The 17,955-nt window shown below is 71.3% G+C and carries 17 protein-coding genes; 10 read left to right on the top strand and 7 right to left on the bottom strand.

Annotated features, from left to right (window positions below):
• The first annotated feature begins 221 nt into the window (after window positions 1-221).
• Complete coding sequence (locus PUR53_RS17420; protein ID WP_177261818.1) at window positions 222-389, top strand: hypothetical protein; 168 nt, start codon at window positions 222-224, stop codon at window positions 387-389.
• A 267-nt stretch (window positions 390-656) separates the two neighbouring features.
• Here PUR53_RS17420 and PUR53_RS17415 read toward each other — a convergent pair whose 3' ends face one another.
• The 4 genes from PUR53_RS17415 to PUR53_RS17400 all read right to left on the bottom strand — a co-directional run bounded on the left by PUR53_RS17415 (window position 657) and on the right by PUR53_RS17400 (window position 3,448).
• The gene (locus PUR53_RS17415; RefSeq protein ID WP_033525220.1) at window positions 657-1,133 is read right to left on the bottom strand and encodes a DUF6099 family protein; all 477 of its coding nucleotides are present in this window, start codon (window positions 1,131-1,133) and stop codon (window positions 657-659) included.
• Between the two features lie 193 nt (window positions 1,134-1,326).
• Window positions 1,327-1,635: a nucleotide pyrophosphohydrolase gene (locus PUR53_RS17410; protein WP_329908821.1), complete on the bottom strand. Its 309-nt coding sequence runs from the start codon at window positions 1,633-1,635 to the stop codon at window positions 1,327-1,329.
• Between the two features lie 112 nt (window positions 1,636-1,747).
• Entirely contained in the window at window positions 1,748-2,923 is a 1,176-nt protein-coding gene (locus PUR53_RS17405; RefSeq protein ID WP_329900312.1) for an ATP-binding protein, read from the bottom strand.
• A 135-nt stretch (window positions 2,924-3,058) separates the two neighbouring features.
• Window positions 3,059-3,448 (bottom strand): cell division protein SepF, encoded by a 390-nt coding sequence (locus PUR53_RS17400; RefSeq protein ID WP_239757879.1) that lies wholly within the window; start codon window positions 3,446-3,448, stop codon window positions 3,059-3,061.
• A gap of 488 nt (window positions 3,449-3,936) precedes the next feature.
• Between PUR53_RS17400 and PUR53_RS17395 the strand changes: the two genes are divergently transcribed.
• Window positions 3,937-8,202: a bifunctional nitrate reductase/sulfite reductase flavoprotein subunit alpha gene (locus tag PUR53_RS17395; protein WP_329908803.1), complete on the top strand. Its 4,266-nt coding sequence runs from the start codon at window positions 3,937-3,939 to the stop codon at window positions 8,200-8,202.
• A gap of 49 nt (window positions 8,203-8,251) precedes the next feature.
• Here the strand turns inward: PUR53_RS17395 and PUR53_RS17390 are convergent, their stop codons facing one another.
• On the bottom strand, window positions 8,252-8,854 hold the full coding sequence (locus PUR53_RS17390; RefSeq protein WP_329900310.1) for a response regulator transcription factor: 603 nt from the start codon (window positions 8,852-8,854) through the stop codon (window positions 8,252-8,254).
• On the bottom strand, window positions 8,851-10,182 hold the full coding sequence (locus PUR53_RS17385) for a sensor histidine kinase (protein ID WP_329908802.1): 1,332 nt from the start codon (window positions 10,180-10,182) through the stop codon (window positions 8,851-8,853). Before PUR53_RS17385 ends, PUR53_RS17390 begins: the two co-directional genes overlap by 4 nt.
• Before the next feature lie 273 nt (window positions 10,183-10,455).
• On the opposite strand from PUR53_RS17385, the gene PUR53_RS17380 reads away from it, so the two are divergent.
• The 6 genes from PUR53_RS17380 to PUR53_RS17355 all read left to right on the top strand — a co-directional run bounded on the left by PUR53_RS17380 (window position 10,456) and on the right by PUR53_RS17355 (window position 13,789).
• Entirely contained in the window at window positions 10,456-11,130 is a 675-nt protein-coding gene (locus PUR53_RS17380; protein WP_329900308.1) for a DUF6010 family protein, read from the top strand.
• Window positions 11,131-11,317: 187 nt separating this feature from the next.
• Window positions 11,318-11,692 (top strand): sortase-dependent protein, encoded by a 375-nt coding sequence (locus PUR53_RS17375; RefSeq protein WP_329900307.1) that lies wholly within the window; start codon window positions 11,318-11,320, stop codon window positions 11,690-11,692.
• Window positions 11,689-12,327, top strand: coding sequence for a class F sortase (locus PUR53_RS17370; protein ID WP_329900306.1), 639 nt, complete (start codon window positions 11,689-11,691; stop codon window positions 12,325-12,327). The genes PUR53_RS17375 and PUR53_RS17370 overlap by 4 nt, the downstream gene beginning before the upstream one ends.
• Window positions 12,328-12,389: 62 nt before the next feature.
• On the top strand, window positions 12,390-12,890 hold the full coding sequence (locus tag PUR53_RS17365) for an RNA polymerase sigma factor (protein WP_329900305.1): 501 nt from the start codon (window positions 12,390-12,392) through the stop codon (window positions 12,888-12,890).
• A complete protein-coding gene (locus PUR53_RS17360; protein WP_329900304.1) occupies window positions 12,874-13,323 on the top strand; it encodes a hypothetical protein in 450 nt (149 codons plus the stop codon). The genes PUR53_RS17365 and PUR53_RS17360 overlap by 17 nt, the downstream gene beginning before the upstream one ends.
• A 97-nt stretch (window positions 13,324-13,420) precedes the next feature.
• Window positions 13,421-13,789: a BlaI/MecI/CopY family transcriptional regulator gene (locus PUR53_RS17355; RefSeq protein ID WP_329900303.1), complete on the top strand. Its 369-nt coding sequence runs from the start codon at window positions 13,421-13,423 to the stop codon at window positions 13,787-13,789.
• A 308-nt stretch (window positions 13,790-14,097) separates the two neighbouring features.
• Here PUR53_RS17355 and PUR53_RS17350 read toward each other — a convergent pair whose 3' ends face one another.
• A complete protein-coding gene (locus PUR53_RS17350) occupies window positions 14,098-14,802 on the bottom strand; it encodes a DUF5134 domain-containing protein (RefSeq protein WP_329908800.1) in 705 nt (234 codons plus the stop codon).
• Between the two features lie 1,077 nt (window positions 14,803-15,879).
• On the opposite strand from PUR53_RS17350, the gene PUR53_RS17345 reads away from it, so the two are divergent.
• A complete protein-coding gene (locus tag PUR53_RS17345) occupies window positions 15,880-16,485 on the top strand; it encodes a response regulator transcription factor (RefSeq protein ID WP_329900300.1) in 606 nt (201 codons plus the stop codon).
• Window positions 16,486-16,510: 25 nt separating this feature from the next.
• Window positions 16,511-17,929 (top strand): cation:proton antiporter, encoded by a 1,419-nt coding sequence (locus PUR53_RS17340; RefSeq protein ID WP_329908799.1) that lies wholly within the window; start codon window positions 16,511-16,513, stop codon window positions 17,927-17,929.
• Window positions 17,930-17,955 lie beyond the last annotated feature (26 nt).

The raw sequence follows: 17,955 nt of genomic DNA, 5'->3' as shown, positions 1-17,955 counted from the left end.
CGCCCCCCGGTCAACGGCATCGGTCCCACCGGTGCCTTGGGGCCACGGTCGGGTGAAAATCCGTCAACCCGGCGCCCGGGACGGGCGGGGTCAGTGACCGGCCGGAACGGTGATCGTTGCTCGGGAGGAGCCGGACCGCCCGGCACCCGTCGCCGGCGGTCGCTGCCGGGGCGCCCGCACCATGTGCCCCCTCGGGGGGCGAGGGCCGAGGAGGCCGTCACATGTCCCAGGAAGCCGTGCCGGAGCAGGCTGCCGTGCCTGCGCAGCCGAAGGGTCTGCTCCAGCAGATGGAGGAGCTGATGGCTGCCCTGAACGCGGACCTGTCCCAGCTCGACGCGGAGTTCTCCGCGCCGCGTGCCGCCGCCGCGGAGGAGAGCGAACCCGCCTGAGCCGGAGCTCTCCGAGCCATGGACCCCGACGCCCGGCCGCGCCTTCCCGGCCGGGCGTTCGCCCCGTGTTCAGGGGCTGCGCCCCTTTCGATCCCCCTCGAACCCCCTCGATCTCCTTCGGCTTCCTGAGGTGAGTTGTTCGGCTGCGGGTGGGTGGGGGCTGGTCGCGCAGTTCCCCGCGCCCCTTGAAGGACGGGGGTGGCGTCCCTTCCTTCGTGCTTGCGGGAAAGCTCGCGAGCGACCACGAACCACTCGCGGCCGAACGGCTCACCCCGCCGCCGCGTCTCTCTCCGACAGGACCTGGTCTCTCACCGCCAGGCGCCGCAGCATCTCCAGCACCCGGTCCCGCGCCTCGTCCGCCGCGTCGATCGCCTCCATGCACTGCCAGTACGTCGCCTCGTCGTCCGCCCCGCTCGCCAGGCCCACGAGCGCGATACCGACCTCGCCCAGCAGACCCCCGAGCCGCAGCAGCGACTCGTGGGCGTCGCCCAACTCGGTGAGCTGGGCGGCGCGTAAATCGCCCACGCCGAGCGGCGGGGCGCCGAGTATGCCGCAGCCACTGCCGGCCAGCTCGGTCAACCCCAGTGCCTCACCGCGCAGTTCGGGAGGTCCCGAGACCGCGAGGCGGCTCCCGATCGCCTGGGCGAGGGCATAGGACTGCCACGCCTCCGCCATGATCTGAGGTCCCTCGACGCTGCCCGCCAGAGCACGCCTACTCGCGAAGATGAGCCGCACCGCATCCATGCGCTGCCCCCGACTTTCCCCGACGCGCTCTCACACGTCCGCCCGAACTCCTGCCTGTTCATTACCCACAGTGAGGGCCGCTGAGACAGAAAGCCAGAGGAAGCCTGAAATCTGTGGATAACAAGTCGGCTGTGGACAACTTTTCAACTCCGGAGAGTGACAACCGGATGGAGGCGCTCAGCGTCGAGGGTCCTCAGGGTCGCCCCGGCGCCGGGAATCTCCGTTCGTTGCGGTCGATCTTCGCATCCAGCGCTGACAACGGATCGATCCCCAACACCTCGCAGAGCTGGAGCAGATAGGCGAGTACGTCGGCCACCTCGTCCATGACGCGGTGGGCGGTCTCCGGGTCCGACATCACGCGCGCCGACTCCTCCGGGGTCAACCACTGGAAGATCTCGACCAGTTCGGACGCCTCGACGCTCAGCGCGGAGACCAGGTTCTTGGGGGTGTGGTACGGCTGCCAGTCACGGGCGGCGGCGAACTCGGCGAGCCGCCGCTGCAGCGCCGCAACGTCCGGCTTCCCCCCGGGCCCGGGACCCGACGCGGCTCCGGTGCCGGTGCCGGTGCCGGGATCATGCACGGCTTCGGATTCAGGACCGTGCCCCGTTTCGGATTCAGGATCTTTCACGGTTCAGGTCTACCACCGTCACCCCCGCCACTCCGGCGGCCCAGGAGGCGTCGCTCACCGCGCCGACGAGCCGGATGTGCCCGCGCTCGCACATCCGGGCCGCCAGCCGCACCAACTCCCCCGCCTGCCGGGGGTCGAGGGCCCGGTCGAAGCCGTCGGCGAGGACCGTGAGCGCTTGGAGGGCCGCCGGCACCTCCGCGGCCTGGTCGACCTCCAGCACGCCGGGACCGGTGAACAGCACGAGTGCCAGCGCGAGGTACCGCAACTCGCCGTCCCCGAGCAGCCCCAGGGCCGTCCGTACCCCGTTCCCCCGGTCCAGCACGGCCCGCACCGCGCCCTCCCCGAGCGGCTCGGCGAGCAGATCGAGGACGGGTCCCGCGCAGCCCTCGCGCACGGCACCGACGAGCAGCGCGTGCCGCCGGCCGCACTCCACCCGCGTACGCCACAGCACGTCGGCGAGGTTGTCGCAGCCCCGGAGCAGCCGTCCGGAGCCGAGCGGCACGGCGGCGCGCATGCGGCCGGGGCGCGGATCGCAGGCGTAGACCGAGCGGAGGGCCACCACCATCTGCTCGGCGGCGGCGAGGACCCGGCGCTGTCCGTCCGTCTTGCCTGCCACGCGGAGCGGAAGCAGCGCGGTGCCGAGGCGGTCGTCGGGCAGGGGCCCGCGGGTGACCGGCGAGGAGCCGGCCGTGTGCCAGGCGGCCTGGACCACGGGGCGGCTCGGGTCGACGAGCGCCGTCTCCAGCAGGGTGAGCCCACCGCATGTCAACCGCTCGCCCACGACACGGAGTTCGGGCTCGGCCTGGACGGCGACATCGAGGTGCACGGGACCTTCGGGGCCGTCGGCCGTGCAGCCGATGCGGAAACCCCGGCGCCGCTGGGCGTCGGGGCGGGCCCGTTCGGGGACGCAGCCCAGCGGGTCGGGGAAGGCCTCGTCGAGGCGGGCGCCGCCACCGAGCCCGGCCAGCGCCTCGTACGCCCTGAGCGCGGTGGTCTTGCCGCTGCCGCTGCGTCCGGCGAGGAGGGTCAGCGGGCCGAGCGGGAGGAAGACGTTCCGGTGCCCGGCGAAGGCGGAGAGCCGGAGTTCGGTGACGCTCGGCCGCTCCGGACGCGCCCCGGCGTCCGCCGCGGGCACCATCGGCGACAGGGATGACACGGTCATATGCGGACACTAGGGTCCCGCCCCACAGGCAAACCGTTCCGCCAAGTGGATCTTCCTACGATCGAGGGAGCGCCCCACCCGCAGGGGCGCGCCCTGCACTGCGTGCGCGCCCCGCACCACGGGGCGCGCCGTGCATCACACCCCGGGAATCCCAGCGCCCTCCATCAGCCCCCGCACCTCGGTTCCCGGTGGCGTGAGAAGGAACACGTTCCGGTCGACCCGATGCATTCCGGAAGCCAGGCCGAAGACGACACCCGTACTGAAGTCGAGCACCCGCTTGGCGGTGTCGGTCTCCGCGCCCGACAGGTCCAACAGCACCGGAACGCCCGCCATCAGCGTCTCCGCCACCTCGCGGGCGTCCGCGAAGACGTTGACGCGCAGCACCACGAAGCGGCGCCGGGCCTCGGTCTCGGCTTCCGGTATGGTCCGGTGGCCGACTGCGGACGGCCAGGCGTCCCGGCCCCGCAGTGGCACGACCTGGGCGAGCCCCTCCCACTGTTCGTCGGTGACATCGTGGCTGTTCACCCTGTTCACCGGCCTTCCCCCTGGCTCGCACTGAATGACTGCATCAGCCAATTCTTACGCATGGTCACCCGTTCGGCCCAACAGCGACACGGACCGCGACGCGTACGGTCCGGGCGACAGCCGAAACCCGCCCTCACAGCCCCTTGCGCGGCCCTGTGTGGCGGGCGTAACGCCTCATGATCGGATCATGTGACACAGGCGTAACGGGCAATTCGTACGATCGAGCCTGCCGGGCGACGATCCGCCAGCTGAGCGGAAGCCGACCGGCTGCCGTATCGAACGGTGACCGACTGCCGTATCGGACGGCGACCGGCTGCCGTACCGGACGGCGACCGGCCACCGCGCCGGACAGCGAACGGCTGTCACGCCGGACAGCGCCGACCGCCGCACCGACAGCGACAGCGACCGCGACCGCGACCGGTGGACCGACCGGACGACCGCACGGACGACCGACCGGAGACCCCGGACGCCGACAGAGAGGGGCCGCCGTGGCCGCACAGGGCCCGCAGAGCACCACCACCCAGGTGCGGACCGTGTGCTCGTACTGCGGTGTCGGCTGCGGCATGCTCCTGGACGTCGGGATGGGTCCCGACGGCCGCCGCACGGTCCTGAAGGCATCCGGCGACAAGTCTCACCCGGCGAACTTCGGCCGCCTCTGCACCAAGGGCGCGACCACCGCCGACCTGCTCGCCGCGCCCGGCCGCCTCACCACCGCCCTCGTCCGGGACGACCGGGGCGACGAACCCGTGCCCGCGCCCGTCTCCGACGCGATCACCGAGACCGCCCGGCGGCTGCGCGCGATCATCGACGAGCACGGGCCCGACGCGTTCGCCTTCTACGTCTCCGGCCAGATGAGCCTGGAGGCCCAGTACCTCGCGAACAAGCTGGCCAAGGGCTTCATCCGCACCAACCAGATCGAGTCGAACTCCCGGCTGTGCATGGCGAGTGCCGGCACCGGCTACAAGCTGTCGCTGGGCGCCGACGGCCCGCCCGGCTCCTACGAGGATCTCGATCGGGCGGACGTCTTCCTCGTCATCGGCTCGAACATGGCGGACTGCCATCCGATCCTGTTCCTGCGGATGATGGACCGGGTCAAGGCGGGCGCGAAACTGATCGTCGTCGACCCGCGCCGCACGGCGACGGCGGAGAAGGCCGATCTGTTCCTGCGGATCCGCCCGGGGACCGACCTCGCCCTCCTCAACGGCCTGCTGCACCTGCTGCACGCGAACGGGCACACCGATCCGGACTTCATCGCCGCCCACACCGAGGGCTGGGAGGCGATGCCCGACTTCCTCGCCGACTACGCGCCGGACGCCGTCGCCGAGATCACCGGCATTCCGGCGGACGACATCCGGGCGGCCGCCCGGCTGATCGGCGAGGCCGCCGAGTGGACGAGCTGCTGGACCATGGGGCTCAACCAGTCCACACACGGCACCTGGAACACCAACGCGCTCGTCAATCTGCATCTGGCGACCGGCGCCATCTGCCGCCCCGGCAGCGGCCCGTTCTCGCTCACCGGCCAGCCCAACGCCATGGGCGGGCGCGAGATGGGCTACATGGGGCCGGGGCTGCCCGGTCAGCGGTCCGTGCTCGTGGCGGAGGAGCGGGCGTTCGTCGAGGAGCTGTGGGGGCTGGCGCCGGACTCCCTGCGCGCGGACGGCGTCGGCAAGGGCACGGTCGAGATGTTCCAGAAGATGGCCGACGGGGAGATCAAGGCCTGCTGGATCATCTGCACCAACCCGGTCGCCTCGGTCGCCAACCGCAGGACCGTCATCGAGGGGCTGGAGGCCGCGGAGTTCGTCGTCACCCAGGACGTCTTCGCGGACACCGAGACCAACGCGTACGCCGACGTCGTACTGCCCGGTGCGCTGTGGACCGAGTCCGAGGGCGTGCTCATCAACAGCGAGCGCAACCTCACGCTGGCCGCGCCCGCCGCCGACCCGCCCGGCGAGGCGATGGCCGACTGGCGGATCATCGCGGCCGTCGCCCGGGAGATGGGCTTCGAGAAGGGGTTCTCGTACGACAGCGCCGAGCAGGTCTTCGAGGAGATCAAGCGGGCGTGGAACCCGAAGACCGGGTGGGATCTGCGTGGGGTGACGTACGACCGGCTGCGGTCGGGGTCCGTGCAGTGGCCCGCGGCTTCGGAGGACGGGCCGGCACGCAATCCGATCCGCTACGTGGTGGGCGACGGTGAGGCGAGCGACGACGCCGCGGCGGGCGTCGACGGGGCGGCGGGCCGGGGGCTGCTCTTCCCGACGGCCAGTGGCCGGGCCGTGTTCCATGCCCGACCGCACCTGCCGGCGGCCGAGATGCCGGACGACGACTACCCGTTCGTGCTCAACACCGGGCGGTTGCAGCACCAGTGGCACACGCTGACGAAGACCGGCAGGGTCGCCAAGCTCAACAAGCTGAACCCCGGGCCGTTCGTGGAGGTGCATCCGCGGGACGCGCGTGAACTGGGCGTCCAGGACGGTGACTCGGTGGAGGTCGCCTCGCGGCGGGGGCGCGCGGTCCTCCCGGCGGTGGTCTCCGACCGGGTGATGCCCGGGTGCGTGTTCGCGCCGTTCCACTGGAACGACCTGTTCGGGGAGTATCTGAGCATCAACGCGGTGACGAGCGACGCGGTGGATCCGCTGTCCTTCCAGCCGGAGTTGAAGGTGTGCGCGGTGTCCCTGGCGAAGGTGGCGGCACCGGCGAGGGTCCCGGCGCCGGCCGGGAGCGAACCCGCGGGGACGCCGACGACGGCCCCGACGACAGCCTCCGGACCGGCGTCCCCACTTCCCGTGCCGGCGTCGGTCACCGTGCCGACTCAGGTCGCCCTCGGTGCCAACCCGTTCGGGCTCGAACCCTCGCCACCGCCCGTCCTCTCCGCCCAGGAGCGGCAGTACCTCACCGGGTTCCTCGCCGGGCTCGGGTCCGGGGTGCAGGGGGTGCCCGTGCTGCCGGCGGACGCGCCCTTCGCGCCCGAGCACGCGATGTGGGTGAACGGCGTGCTCGCCGGGATGTACTCGCGGTCGGCGGCACCGGCCGCGCCCCCCGCCCCCGTCGCACCGGCGGGACGTGAGGTCGTCGTGCTGTGGGCCTCACAGACCGGGACGGCGGAGGAGTTCGCCATGGCGACCGCCCAGCATCTGGGGGCGGCGGGGCACCGGGCGACGCTCGTCGGGATGGACGAGGCAGCCCCGGACCGACTGCCGCGCGGCGCCGACCTGTTGCTGATCACCAGCACCTTCGGGGACGGCGACGCGCCCGACAACGGCTCCGGGTTCTGGGACGCGCTGTCCCGGCAGGAGGCCCCCCGCCTGGACGGGGTGCGCTACGCCGTGCTGGCCTTCGGGGACTCCTCGTACGACGACTTCTGCGGCCACGGCCGCCGACTGGACGCCCGGCTCGACGAGTTGGGCGCGGTACGTCTGGCCCCGCGTACGGACTGCGAGCCGGACTACGAACCGTCGGCGGACGCCTGGCTGGGCCAGGTCATCACCGCGCTCGGCACCGGGACGGACGGCGGCGAGGGCGGCGACGGCGGAGGCCTTCCCACGGCCCCCGGAACGACACCGCAGGGCTCCGCCACGCTCACCGCGCCCCCGGTCACCTCGCCCGCCGCCCCGTCCGCACCCCCCGCCCCCCGCTCCGCGAGGCCCGCGCCCGCCGCCGCCCGACTGGTCGGCAACCGGCTGCTGAGCCTGCCGGGAGCGGGCAAGGAGGTGCGCCGGTTCACCTTCGACACCAGCGGGACGGGACTGTCCTACGAGGCGGGCGACGCGCTCGGCGTGCATCCGGTCAACTCCCTCGACCTGGTCGCGGAGTGGCTGGCGGTGACCGGTCTGGACGGCTCGACCCCCGTCACCGTGGACGGACTGGGCGAGGTGCCCTTCGCCGAGGCACTGCACCGGCACTTCGACATCACCCGGATCACATCGGACCTGCTCCGCTTCGTCGCCGAACGCACCCGGGACAACCGGGAGTTGAAGAAGCTCATGCGTCCGGACAACAAGGACGGGCTGGCCCAGTGGTCATGGGGGCGGCAGGCCGTCGACGTGGTCACCGAGTTCGCCGTGCGGGCCTCCGCCCAGGAGTGGGCCGGCGTCTTCAGGAAGCTCCAGCCCCGCCTGTACTCGATCTCGTCGAGCCCGCTCGTCGACCCGCACCACATCTCCCTGACGGTGTCGGTCGTGCGGTACGAGAACCTGCGCGGGCGCCCGCGCGGCGGGGTCTGCTCCCCCTTCCTCGCGGACGGCGAGGCGGACCTGGAGGTGCCGGTCTTCGTCCAGCGCTCGCCGCACTTCCGGCCGCCGGCCGACCCGGTGACCCCCATGATCATGGTCGGTCCCGGCACCGGCGTCGCGCCCTTCATCGGCTTCCTCCAGGAACGGCGGGCCCTCGGCCACCGGGCGCCCAACTGGCTGTTCTTCGGGGAACAGCACCGGGCGACGGACTTCTACTACCAGGACGAGCTGACGGAGCTTCAGGAGTCGGGTGTGCTCAGCAGGTTGGACACCGCCTTCTCCCGCGACCAGCGCGCCAAGGTCTACGTCCAGGACCGGATGCGCGAACACGGACCCGAGCTGTGGCACTGGCTGCGGGACGGCGCCCGTTTCTACGTGTGCGGCGACGCCTCCCGGATGGCGAAGGACGTCGACCGGGCCCTGCGGGACATCGCGGTCACCCACGGCGCGATGACCGAGGACGAGGCAGCCGCGTACGTGAAGCAGCTGGCCACGGAGAAGCGGTACGTGCGGGACGTGTACTGAGCGGGTCCCGGTTCGGCGCGCCGCTCGGCGGAACCGGGCGCCCTGGCGCTCAGATCCAGCCCTGCTGCCACGCGTGGTGCGCCGCCGCGTGCCGGGTGGGGGCGCCCAGCTTGGCCATCGCGGCCGAGAGGTAGTTGCGGACGGTGCCCTGGGCCAGGTGGACCTCGGCGGCGATCTCGGCGACCGAGGCGCCGGTGCGGGCCGCGCGCAGCACCTGCAGCTCGCGGTCGCTGAGCGGGCAGTCGTCCTCGGTGAGGGCGGACGCGGCGATGTCGGGGTCGACGTAGCGGCGGCCGGCGGCCACATCGCGGATGATCTCCGCCAGCCGGGCGGCCGGGGTGGTCTTGGGCACGAAGCCGCGCACCCCGGCGGAGAGCGCCCTGCGCAACACCGCCGGGCGGGCGTGCCGGGTCACCAGCACGACGCGGGTGGGCAGTTCGGCCCCGATCTCCTCGGCGGCGCGCAGCCCGTCCGTCGGCGGCATCTCCAGGTCGAGCACCGCGATGTCCGGGCGGAACTCGCGGGCCAGCCGCACCGCCTCGGTGGACGTGGCGGCCTCGGCGACGACCGTCAGGTCGTCCTCCAGCGCCAGCAGGGCGGCCAGGGCGCTCCTGAGGAGGTCCTCGTCGTCGGCGATGAGCAGCCGGATCATCGCGCCGCTCCCTTCGTCCGGTCGCGCGGATCCCGTCCGCGCGGCTCGCTCGCGTGGTGGTGCGGATCCCCTGCGTGCGGCTCGCTCGCGCCGTCGTGTGCGTCCCGTGAGCCCGGCTCGCTCCGCTCGCTCCCGGGTCCGAGCGGCAGCGAGGCCGTCACCTCGAAGCGGTCACCGTCGAGGTGCCACGTCAACTCGCCCTGGGCCGCCCGTAGTCGCTCGTCGAGCGCGGTGAGCCCTGTACCGTCCGTGCCGGCGGGCTGCCCGTCGGCGCCGTCGTTGGTCATGCGCAGCCGGACCCGGCCGTCGACGACACGGCAGTCGACCTCGGCGTACCGGGCCCGGCTGTGGCGCAGCACGTTGGTGGTGGCCTCCCGCATGACCAGCCCGAGGAGATGCCGTCCGGTGTCGGTCAGGTCGGCCGGGAGGGAGGCCGGTTCGAGGGCCGTACGGGCGTCGATACCGGCGGCGGCCAGCACCTTCCCGGCGTTGGCGATCTCGTCGTCGAGCGTCGTACGGCGGTAGCCCCGCACCACGGCCCGGGTGTCCCGCAGGGCGTCCGCCGACAACTGCCGTACCTCGCGCATCTCGGCGGCGGCCCTCGCAGGGTCCCGCTCCACCAGCCTGGCGGCCAACTCGCTCTTCAACGCGATGACTTGGAGGTGGTGGCCCTGGATGTCGTGCAGGTCGGCGGCGAACCGGAGCCGTTCGTCCTTGACCGCCGACTCGGCCTCCAGCCGGCGCGCCCGGTCCAGTCGTCCGGCGATGTTCCACGCCCACAGCGGGCCCAGCACCATCCACACGGTGAAGGCGACGAGCCCGGCCGGGAAGAGCGCGGCGTGCGCCAACTCCCCGTCCCCCGCGGCCAGACTGACCGCACCGCCCGGCAACAGGGCGAGCAGCACCGCGCCGACGATCAGTGTCCGGCGGTGACGCGGGCCGAGGTGGGCCGCGCAGATCGCCACGGTCACGGCGGGCGCGACCGCCCACAGTTCGTAGTTGCGCCGGGCCAGAGGCAGCACCGCGAGCACGACCGTGGCGGCGACCGCGACCGCCGTCCAGACCCTCGGCAGCCGTACGGGAGGTGCGCCGTCGGCGGCGGCCGGGGGCGTCAGCCGCCCTCCCAGCAGCACCGCGCTCGCCACCACGTCGACGACGAGGGCCCCGGCGGCGGGGACGCGAAGTCTGACGGGCACATCCGGGTCCAGGAGCCATTCGCCGTAGAAAAGCACCAGGAGACACACGCTGGTCCCCGGCACGGTCCACCAGGTGAAACGACGAAAGCTCGTCAGCCCCACCCCGTGCTCGCCGCCCGCCCCCTCACGCATCCGGCCATTGTCGCAGCCAGGGCCCTCGGGACCAGGGCAATCGCACAAGCAGTCGTACCGAACCGACCTCACGTGGTGGCACCCACCTCGCAGGGTCGAACCGCCCCGCATGACAGATGTCACGCCGAGACGTGACACCGCCACACAGGCACGTGCGCATACGGCACTACTGACGCCCCCTCTCCCCCAGCAGGCTTGCAGCAGCACGCCACCGCGGCCTTCCTTCCCCCCGTCCCCATCCCTCCTCACTCCTCACTCCTCGGGAGAACAGCCATGTCCGCCACGCCTTCCACCAGCGCCTACGCGGAGCGGAGCCCGGTCCGGGCGCTGTCGCGCCGCTGGCCCACAGTGCTCGCTCTCGCGCTGACCGTCCCGGGCCTGGCCCTGGGCGCGTCGGCCGACCCGACGCCCGCCGAATCCGCCGCGACGGTCGACGCCTACGCCGAGTTCCTGCCGCTGCTGCCCCTGCTGTACGTGATCGTCCACCAGATCGGAACGCCCCGGGTGACCTGGCCGGTGCTCGCGGCGGGCGCGTCGTTCGCGTTCGCCCTCGAGGCCCTGGACCTCGTCTCACCGGCCGGCGTCATGGTCGGCACCGCGCTGGCGGTGTTGCTGTGGGGCGCGGTCCGACACACGGTCCGCCACGCGCGCCGGGAAACGACCCGAAGCGCGGCCCGGGGCACGGCCGGAGCGACTCCGCACGGCACGGCGGTCTTCGCGGTCCAGGCCGCCGGGACGGTCGTGTTCGGGGCCCTTGCCGTCACCGGGTTGCTCCTGGACCCGGACCTGGGGCGCTATCTGATCGCGGCCGGCTGGTTCTGCCACGGCGTATGGGACTTGGCCCATCTCAGGCTGCGCCGACTCCGGGGCGTCGTGGCGCCCACCTTCGCCGAATGGTGCGCCGTCGTGGACGTGGTGGTCGCCGTTGAGTTGCTGTTCCTCGCCTGACGGACGACTTTGCCATCTCTTTACAACGCGTTCCCCCGCTGTCTCGTCTCTCCGCTCGGTACGTGAAGCCGCCGCAGGCCGGGCAACCGACCGGGCGGCGCGGCCCACGGAACCGATCCACGCAGCCGTCCCCCGCCGACCCCGGCCGGGAGGGCGGCCCGACCGACCCGACCAGAGAGAGCGACCCATGCGCCGAACCGTCCTCAGTGCCACGGCACTCGCCTTCACCGCCGTGCTGGCGACCGCGCTGCCCGCGCTCGCCGACGACACGAGCCCGACCGCCGTACCGCAGGAGGCCTCCCAGGCGCCGACCCCGGCCCCGTCCACCCCCGCCACGGACCACCCGTCGGAAACCGAGCCCACCAAGGGCACGGGCACCGACGCGAGCCCGGTGCCGAGTCAGGTCTCCGTCGTCCCCAGCGGAGCTCCCGACACCGGTACGGCGCCGAAGTCGGAGGGATCCGGCAGCGCGGTGCTGGCGGGCACGGGCGCCACCGCGCTGCTCCTCGGCGGCGGCGCGGCCGTCGTTCTCGTGCGCCGCAAGCGGGCGAACGAGGCGTGACACCGCTCTCCAGGCGCGCCTTCGCCGTCGCGGCGGCGGCGTCACTGCTGGTGAGCTGCGACGACAGCCGCACCGGCCGCGCCACGACCGCGCCTCCCGAGGACGAGGCGACCCCGCCGCCGTCCTCACCGTCCTCGCCCCCGACCGGTGGCACCGTGCGCCCCCTGGCCCGTTCCGTCCCGGTGCGACTGCTGATCCCTGCCATCGAGGTCGACACCCCGGTCATCCGACTGGGGCTCGCCCCGGACGGCACGGTGGAGGTTCCGCCGATCACGGAGCACGACAGGGCGGGCTGGTACGAGCACTCGCCGACGCCCGGTCAGACGGGCCCGTCGGTGATCCTGGGCCATGTCACGGTCGGGCGCCACGGCGACGGCGTCTTCCGCGAACTCGCCCGGCTGCGACGGGGCGAGCGGATCGAGGCGCGCCTGGAGAACGGCACGACAGCGGAGTTCGGCGTCGACTCCGTACGAACGATCGCCAAGGCCGACTTCCCCGCGGACGAGGTCTACGGCAACGTGAACCGACCCGCGCTGCGTCTCATCACCTGCGGCGGCCCACGCACGGGCGAGGAGTACCGGGACAACGTGATCGTCTTCGCGACACTGAGCGCACCGAGCTCCACGGTCCGGTGACCCACACCCCACCCGCCCCCGCCCCCCTGCCGCTTGTCGCACCATCACGACCATGGAGAGCGTTGAAACGGTCCCGTGAGAAGGCCGCGTCCGAGTTGTTCGCCGCCCTCTACCCACGCCTCGCCGGCTGGTGCCGTCGGCTGGTCGACGACGACGAGACGGCCCACGAGATCGCGTCGGAGGCGTTCACCCGGCTCTGGGCCCGGTGGACGTCCGTGGCGGAGCCGCACGGCTTCCTCTACGTCACCGCGGCCAACCTCGTGCGGGACCACTGGCGCAAACTCGAACGCGAACGCAAGGCGATGCACCGGGCCACCGCCGAGGCCGCGGTGCTCCCGCCGTACGACCACGCCGAGCAGTCCGACCCCTCGGTCCGGCTGCTCGTGCAGTCGCTGCCGGAACGGCTGCGTGTGCCGATCCTGCTGCACTACTACGCTGACATGCCGATCCGGGAGGTGTCCGTGCTGACCGGACGCAAGGAAGGAACCGTCAAGGCCGACCTCCACGCGGCCCGCGAACTGCTCCGCGCCCATCTGAGGAGAAGCCTTGATCACACGCCCTGACGAGGGCCCGGACTTCGAGCCCGACGACCCGCTCACCGTCCTTCTGCGCCCCCCGTCCGACCGGCTCGGTCCACCGCCGGGCCGCTACGAGTCGATCCGCCGCGGCGCCGCCCGCCGCCGTCTGGTCCGGGCCGCGGCCGGTGCCGCCGCGACCTGCGCGGTCGTCGTCCTCATCGTCCTCCCGGCGCACCTCAATGGGGACCAGACCCCCGCACCCCCCTCGGTCCCCCTCGCCCCGCCCCCCGCGACCAGCACCTCCCCGTCCCCGCAGCCGTCCCGCACCCTCGACAGCCCATCGCCCGCCGAGAACCCCGCGAGTCCGGCCCCCTCGGACCCGCCCACCGAGAGCGGCACCGACACCACCGCCCCGTCGGCCACCCCGACTCAGGCCCCCCAGCCCTCGGCCCTGGACGGCACCCCCGGCACGCCCTGACGCGTGACCTTCGCCAGGAAATCGCTTGGTCCCGCATGCCATCTACTATGCCCCTGCGTATACGCGTGCGCGTCAACAGCCGGAAGGAGTCAGGGGCATGCGACGGCTGGGGGAACTGGAAGCGGAGATCATGGACCGCCTCTGGACGTGGAACCGTCCGGCGACGGTGCGCGAGGTCGTCGACGATCTCAACAAGACCCGCCCGCTCGCCTACACCACGGTGATGACCGTGACCAACATCCTCTACAACAAGGGCTGGTTGCTCCGGGGCAAGCAGGGCCGCGCCTGGCTCTACACCCCCGTGCGCAGCCGCGAGGCGTACGCCGCCGCGCTGATGGAGGACGGTCTGGACGCGAGCAAGGACCGGCCGGCCGCACTGATCCACTTTGTCGAGAACATGACGGAGGAGGAGCAGGCCGCCCTGCGCAAAGCCCTGCGCGCGGTGGGACGGCAGGCGAAGTCGTGAACGCGGCTCGCTCCTGCTCGGCTACACGGTGATGGTGGGCTTCGCAGCCCCTCCCCTGCTGCCGCGTGCCGCGGGGCCGCCCTGACCGCGTACCACCTGCTCATGCCCACCGAGCACACCCACGAGGGACTCCTCGGCCTGGATCTGGTCGGCTTGAGCAACTCACGGCGGTCCTGGCGCACGAACGGGCGCACATCGCGGGCGGCCCCCATCTGGTGATCGCCGCCGCCGCGGCGTTCCGGTCGGTCTTCCCGCTGCTCCCCCTGGCCCGCCACTGCTGTCGCTCCTCGTCGCCTGCCCACCCGGCGTCAGACGGTCATCATCAGCAGCATCGTCGCCATCGAGCCGCCCATGCCGATGTGGCCGGCCAGGCGCGCGTTCGGCACGGACAGCACGGCCGGGGTACGGGTCGCTCGACGGTGGCGGGCTTGGGCGACCGCCCCGGCGGACGATCCGCCCGTCTCCCGCATCCGCGCGCGTACGGCCAGGGCGACGGACACCAGGAAGTAGGCGGCCAGGGCCCAGAAGGCGACCCGCCACACGAGCGCGGAGCCCGAGGTCGCGGCGGCCTCGGCGACACCGTGGGCGGCGCCCACGGCCTCCGTCCCGCCCGTGCCCCCGTGGCCGTGCCCGGAGGAGCCGGCCAGGGCGAGCGTCGGTCCCGAGGCGGCGCCGGGCATGGCCAGGGTCATCACCACCATGGCCGCGCTGCCGATCACGAGATGGGCGCCGCGCCGCACCTGCCGCACACCGCCGCGTACGGCATGCCGTACCGACCGGGCCACGCCCCCGAGACAGAGCAGTCCGAACACGGCCGCCCACCACACGCCGTACGTGCCGTACAAGGTGGCGGTCGGCGGCGCCGCCATGACGGCCATCCCCCCGCCCATGACCACCTCGGCCCCCGCCTCGTACCGGCCCCAGCCTCTGACCAGCGCCAGCCGCACGAGGTTCCCGACAGCCACCCCCGCTCCCAGCACCACCAGCGTCCAGCCAAGAAGGTGTCCAGCCACGTCGCCACCCCTCACGGCACCCGGAGATCCGGCTCACCGATCGTCGACCACCACGTAACTGCTTAGTACGTAGCGGTGGCCCGTCCGACTCAAGGGGGAGCGACGGCCGCACCGAGGAGCACCCGGAGCACTCGGGCAGCCCTTTCCCCTATACCCCCTAGGGGTATATCCTGGCCGAGCGGCCGTTGTCGAGGACGGACCGGCCGCTGACACTGCCGGACCAGTTGCCCTGGCTCACCACGAGCAGTGAACCGGTCTGATCCGGGCTGGAGTAGATGCAGAAGGCTCCCCGGCCGCCAGCCTCCGGCCGCCGGCCGCCAGGGCGGTGGGGGCGGACAGAGTCGCGATGGTGGGCTTGCGCATCGGGTTCTTCCCCCTTGGTCGGGTCCTGTTGCTTCGTTGCCCCTCGCTGTGGGCGACGGCGGTACAGCCGGAGCGCAGTGCCGGTTCAGTCCTGGTTCAGCCCGTCGGCGTCAGTCCTGGTTCAGCCCGAAGGCTCGCGCTCACCGATGGGGCGCACCGCACGGGCGCCGGTCCGGTGGCGTGGACACCCTCCGCCGCGCCCCGGTCGGCGGCACGATCTCGCTGACTGGCTTAAATTCGTACGCGTACGGGATAAACCTTCCGGCGTCTGCCGTGGCCGAGCACCGCCTTCACCACGTTTCCGCTGATAGAGCTCCGCACTTTCCGGAATCCGGCTTCGCACTTGTCCAGAAAAAGGCGACGACCTGGGCGTCAAGGGGTGCTAATGAGTCACGTTTAGAGCGACCCGAGGCGATGATTCCCGCCCTTGCTTTCCCCCATGACTATTGTAGTATCTGTTTTCGGTTTGATCGTCTGACTGCGGGGGACTCAGGGCGGTCACGACGGGGGAGTCCTGACGTCCGGGACAGAACACTTCAGCGGGAAACGGCGTGACGCCGCCGCGAAGGTCCATGACGTTATTCCCCTAACACCGCGTCACTCCCCTCGCGTGATAGCTGGACCGCTCAAGGAGCCGGCCCGGTCCCGAAATCATGCGCGTGCTCGGCGAGAGTCCAGAAATTCTACCTCAGCATCGGCAACAGGGGAGAAGGAATGGGAATCAACGTACTGGTGTCCGACAAGAAAAATGTGTCCCGCTACGCGCTCACCGCCCTGCTCGAACAGGGCAAGGGGATACAGGTCGTCGGATCGGTGGCCGGCAATCTCGATGCCATCGAGTTCGCCGATACACACCATCCGGATGTCGTGATCTTCAGCTTCGACGGCGCGGACGGCAACGTCATCACCGCCGCCGAGAAGATCACCGGCCTTCCGAGATGTCGATGCCTGCTGCTCGCCGAAACATTCACCCGGTCGGTCATACGTCAGGCATTCACCGGCGGAATCGCCGGAATGGTACAGCAGAGTGCCTCCCCGTACCGCTTCTTCGAATCCGTCCATCGGGTACATCAAGGAGAAAGAGTCTTCGACACGGAGTTGACCGTGGCCGTGCTGGGAAACAACGACTGCCCGCTTTCCCAGCGGCAACTCTCCGTACTTGAGCGGCTAGCCCAGGGTGACCCGCTCAGCGAGATCGCGGCGCAGTTGCACATCTCCGACGGGACCGTGCGGAACTATCTCCTTTCCGCAGTGACGAAACTGGGCGCGCGTAACCGCATCGACGCGCTGCGTATCGCACAGGAAGCGCACTGGATCTGACATGTAGGACACCTCGAGGCCACGTATGGATCACCTCGCGGTCATGTCTCGGGGTTCCTTTGTGTGCGCCGCTGAGGTGCGGCGATGCTCCGCGCCAGGCAGAACCTCGGGAGTTCCCATTCATACGTACGAAGGGCCGATCATGGCGGATATCTCTCGCAGCAAAGAACTGATCATCGCCGTCACGATGGCCGATATCGCCATCATCCTCGTCGTCGGATCCGTCCTGGGTTGGCTGGTCCGTTACGTACGCCAGCCGCCCGTCGTCGGCGAGATCATCTCCGGAATCGCCCTGGGGCCGAGTCTTCTCGGCCTGTTACCCGGGGATCTCCCCTCCCAGATCTTCCCGAGCGAGGCACGGCCGTATCTGTCGGCGATAGCCCAGGTCGGGCTGCTCATCTTCATGTTCGGCATCGGTTGGGAATTCGACAAGAAGTTGCTGAAGGGCCGGGGCAGTACCGCGGCGGCGGTCTCCGTCACCTCGGTCGTGGTCCCGTTCAGCCTGGCGATCGGACTTGCGGCGCTGCTGCACCAGCGGCACGACACCGTCAACGGAGATCAGGTCTCCTTCACCGCGTTCGCCCTGTTCATGGGTGCGGCCATGTCCATCACCGCTTTTCCCGTACTGGCCCGGATGCTGACCGAACACGGAATGCTGAGAACACGGGTCGGCGCACTCGCACTGGCCAGCGCGGCCATCGACGATGTCATCGCCTGGTGCCTGCTCGCTCTGGTCGCGGCGATCGTGACGGCGTCCGGTGGCGCCGGGGATCTCGCACAGACGGTGATATTCTCCGCGCTCTACGTCACGGCGATGCTGGTCTTCGTGCGCCCGTTCCTGTCATTCCTCATGCGCCGCTGGGGCCGTGACCGCATGACACCGCAGATCATGGTCACACTCGTCGCCGGGCTGTTCCTGTCCTCCTATGCGACGACCTGGATCGGGATACACGCGATATTCGGTGCATTCGCCTTCGGATTCATCATGCCGAGCGAGTATCGCGGCGTGTTCGGCGAAGAGGCCAGAAAGCCGTTCGCGGGGATCAGCATGGTGCTGCTGCCGGTCTTCTTCATCGTCACCGGACTGAATGTCGATATCGGGGCGTTGTCCGGACGCGATCTGATCGAACTGGCCGCCGTCATCGCCGTCGCCTGCGCCGGCAAGATGATCGGCGCGTCCATGGTCGGGAGACTGTCCGGAATGCCGTGGCGGGAGGCCGGCACCCTCGGCATCCTGATGAATACCCGTGGCCTCACCGAACTGATCATCCTCAATGCCGGCGTCAGCCTCGGCGTCCTGGACAGCCGGATGTTCACCATGATGGTCGTGATGGCGCTGTTCACGACCGCGCTCACCGGACCGTTCCTCCCGAAGCCCTCGGTACGCGTCGGCCAGGCCGGACTCCGGACCCGCCCGGAGGAACTGGCCGGGGCGATCCCCTAGGGGGTGGCCGGCACACAGAGCGGTCG

This window comes from Streptomyces sp. SP18BB07, from assembly GCF_036322545.1.
Classification (GTDB): Bacteria; Actinomycetota; Actinomycetes; order Streptomycetales; family Streptomycetaceae; genus Streptomyces; species Streptomyces deccanensis.
The sequence above is the reverse complement of the archived record's forward strand: the minus strand, read 5'-3'. Positions and strand labels throughout refer to the sequence as shown.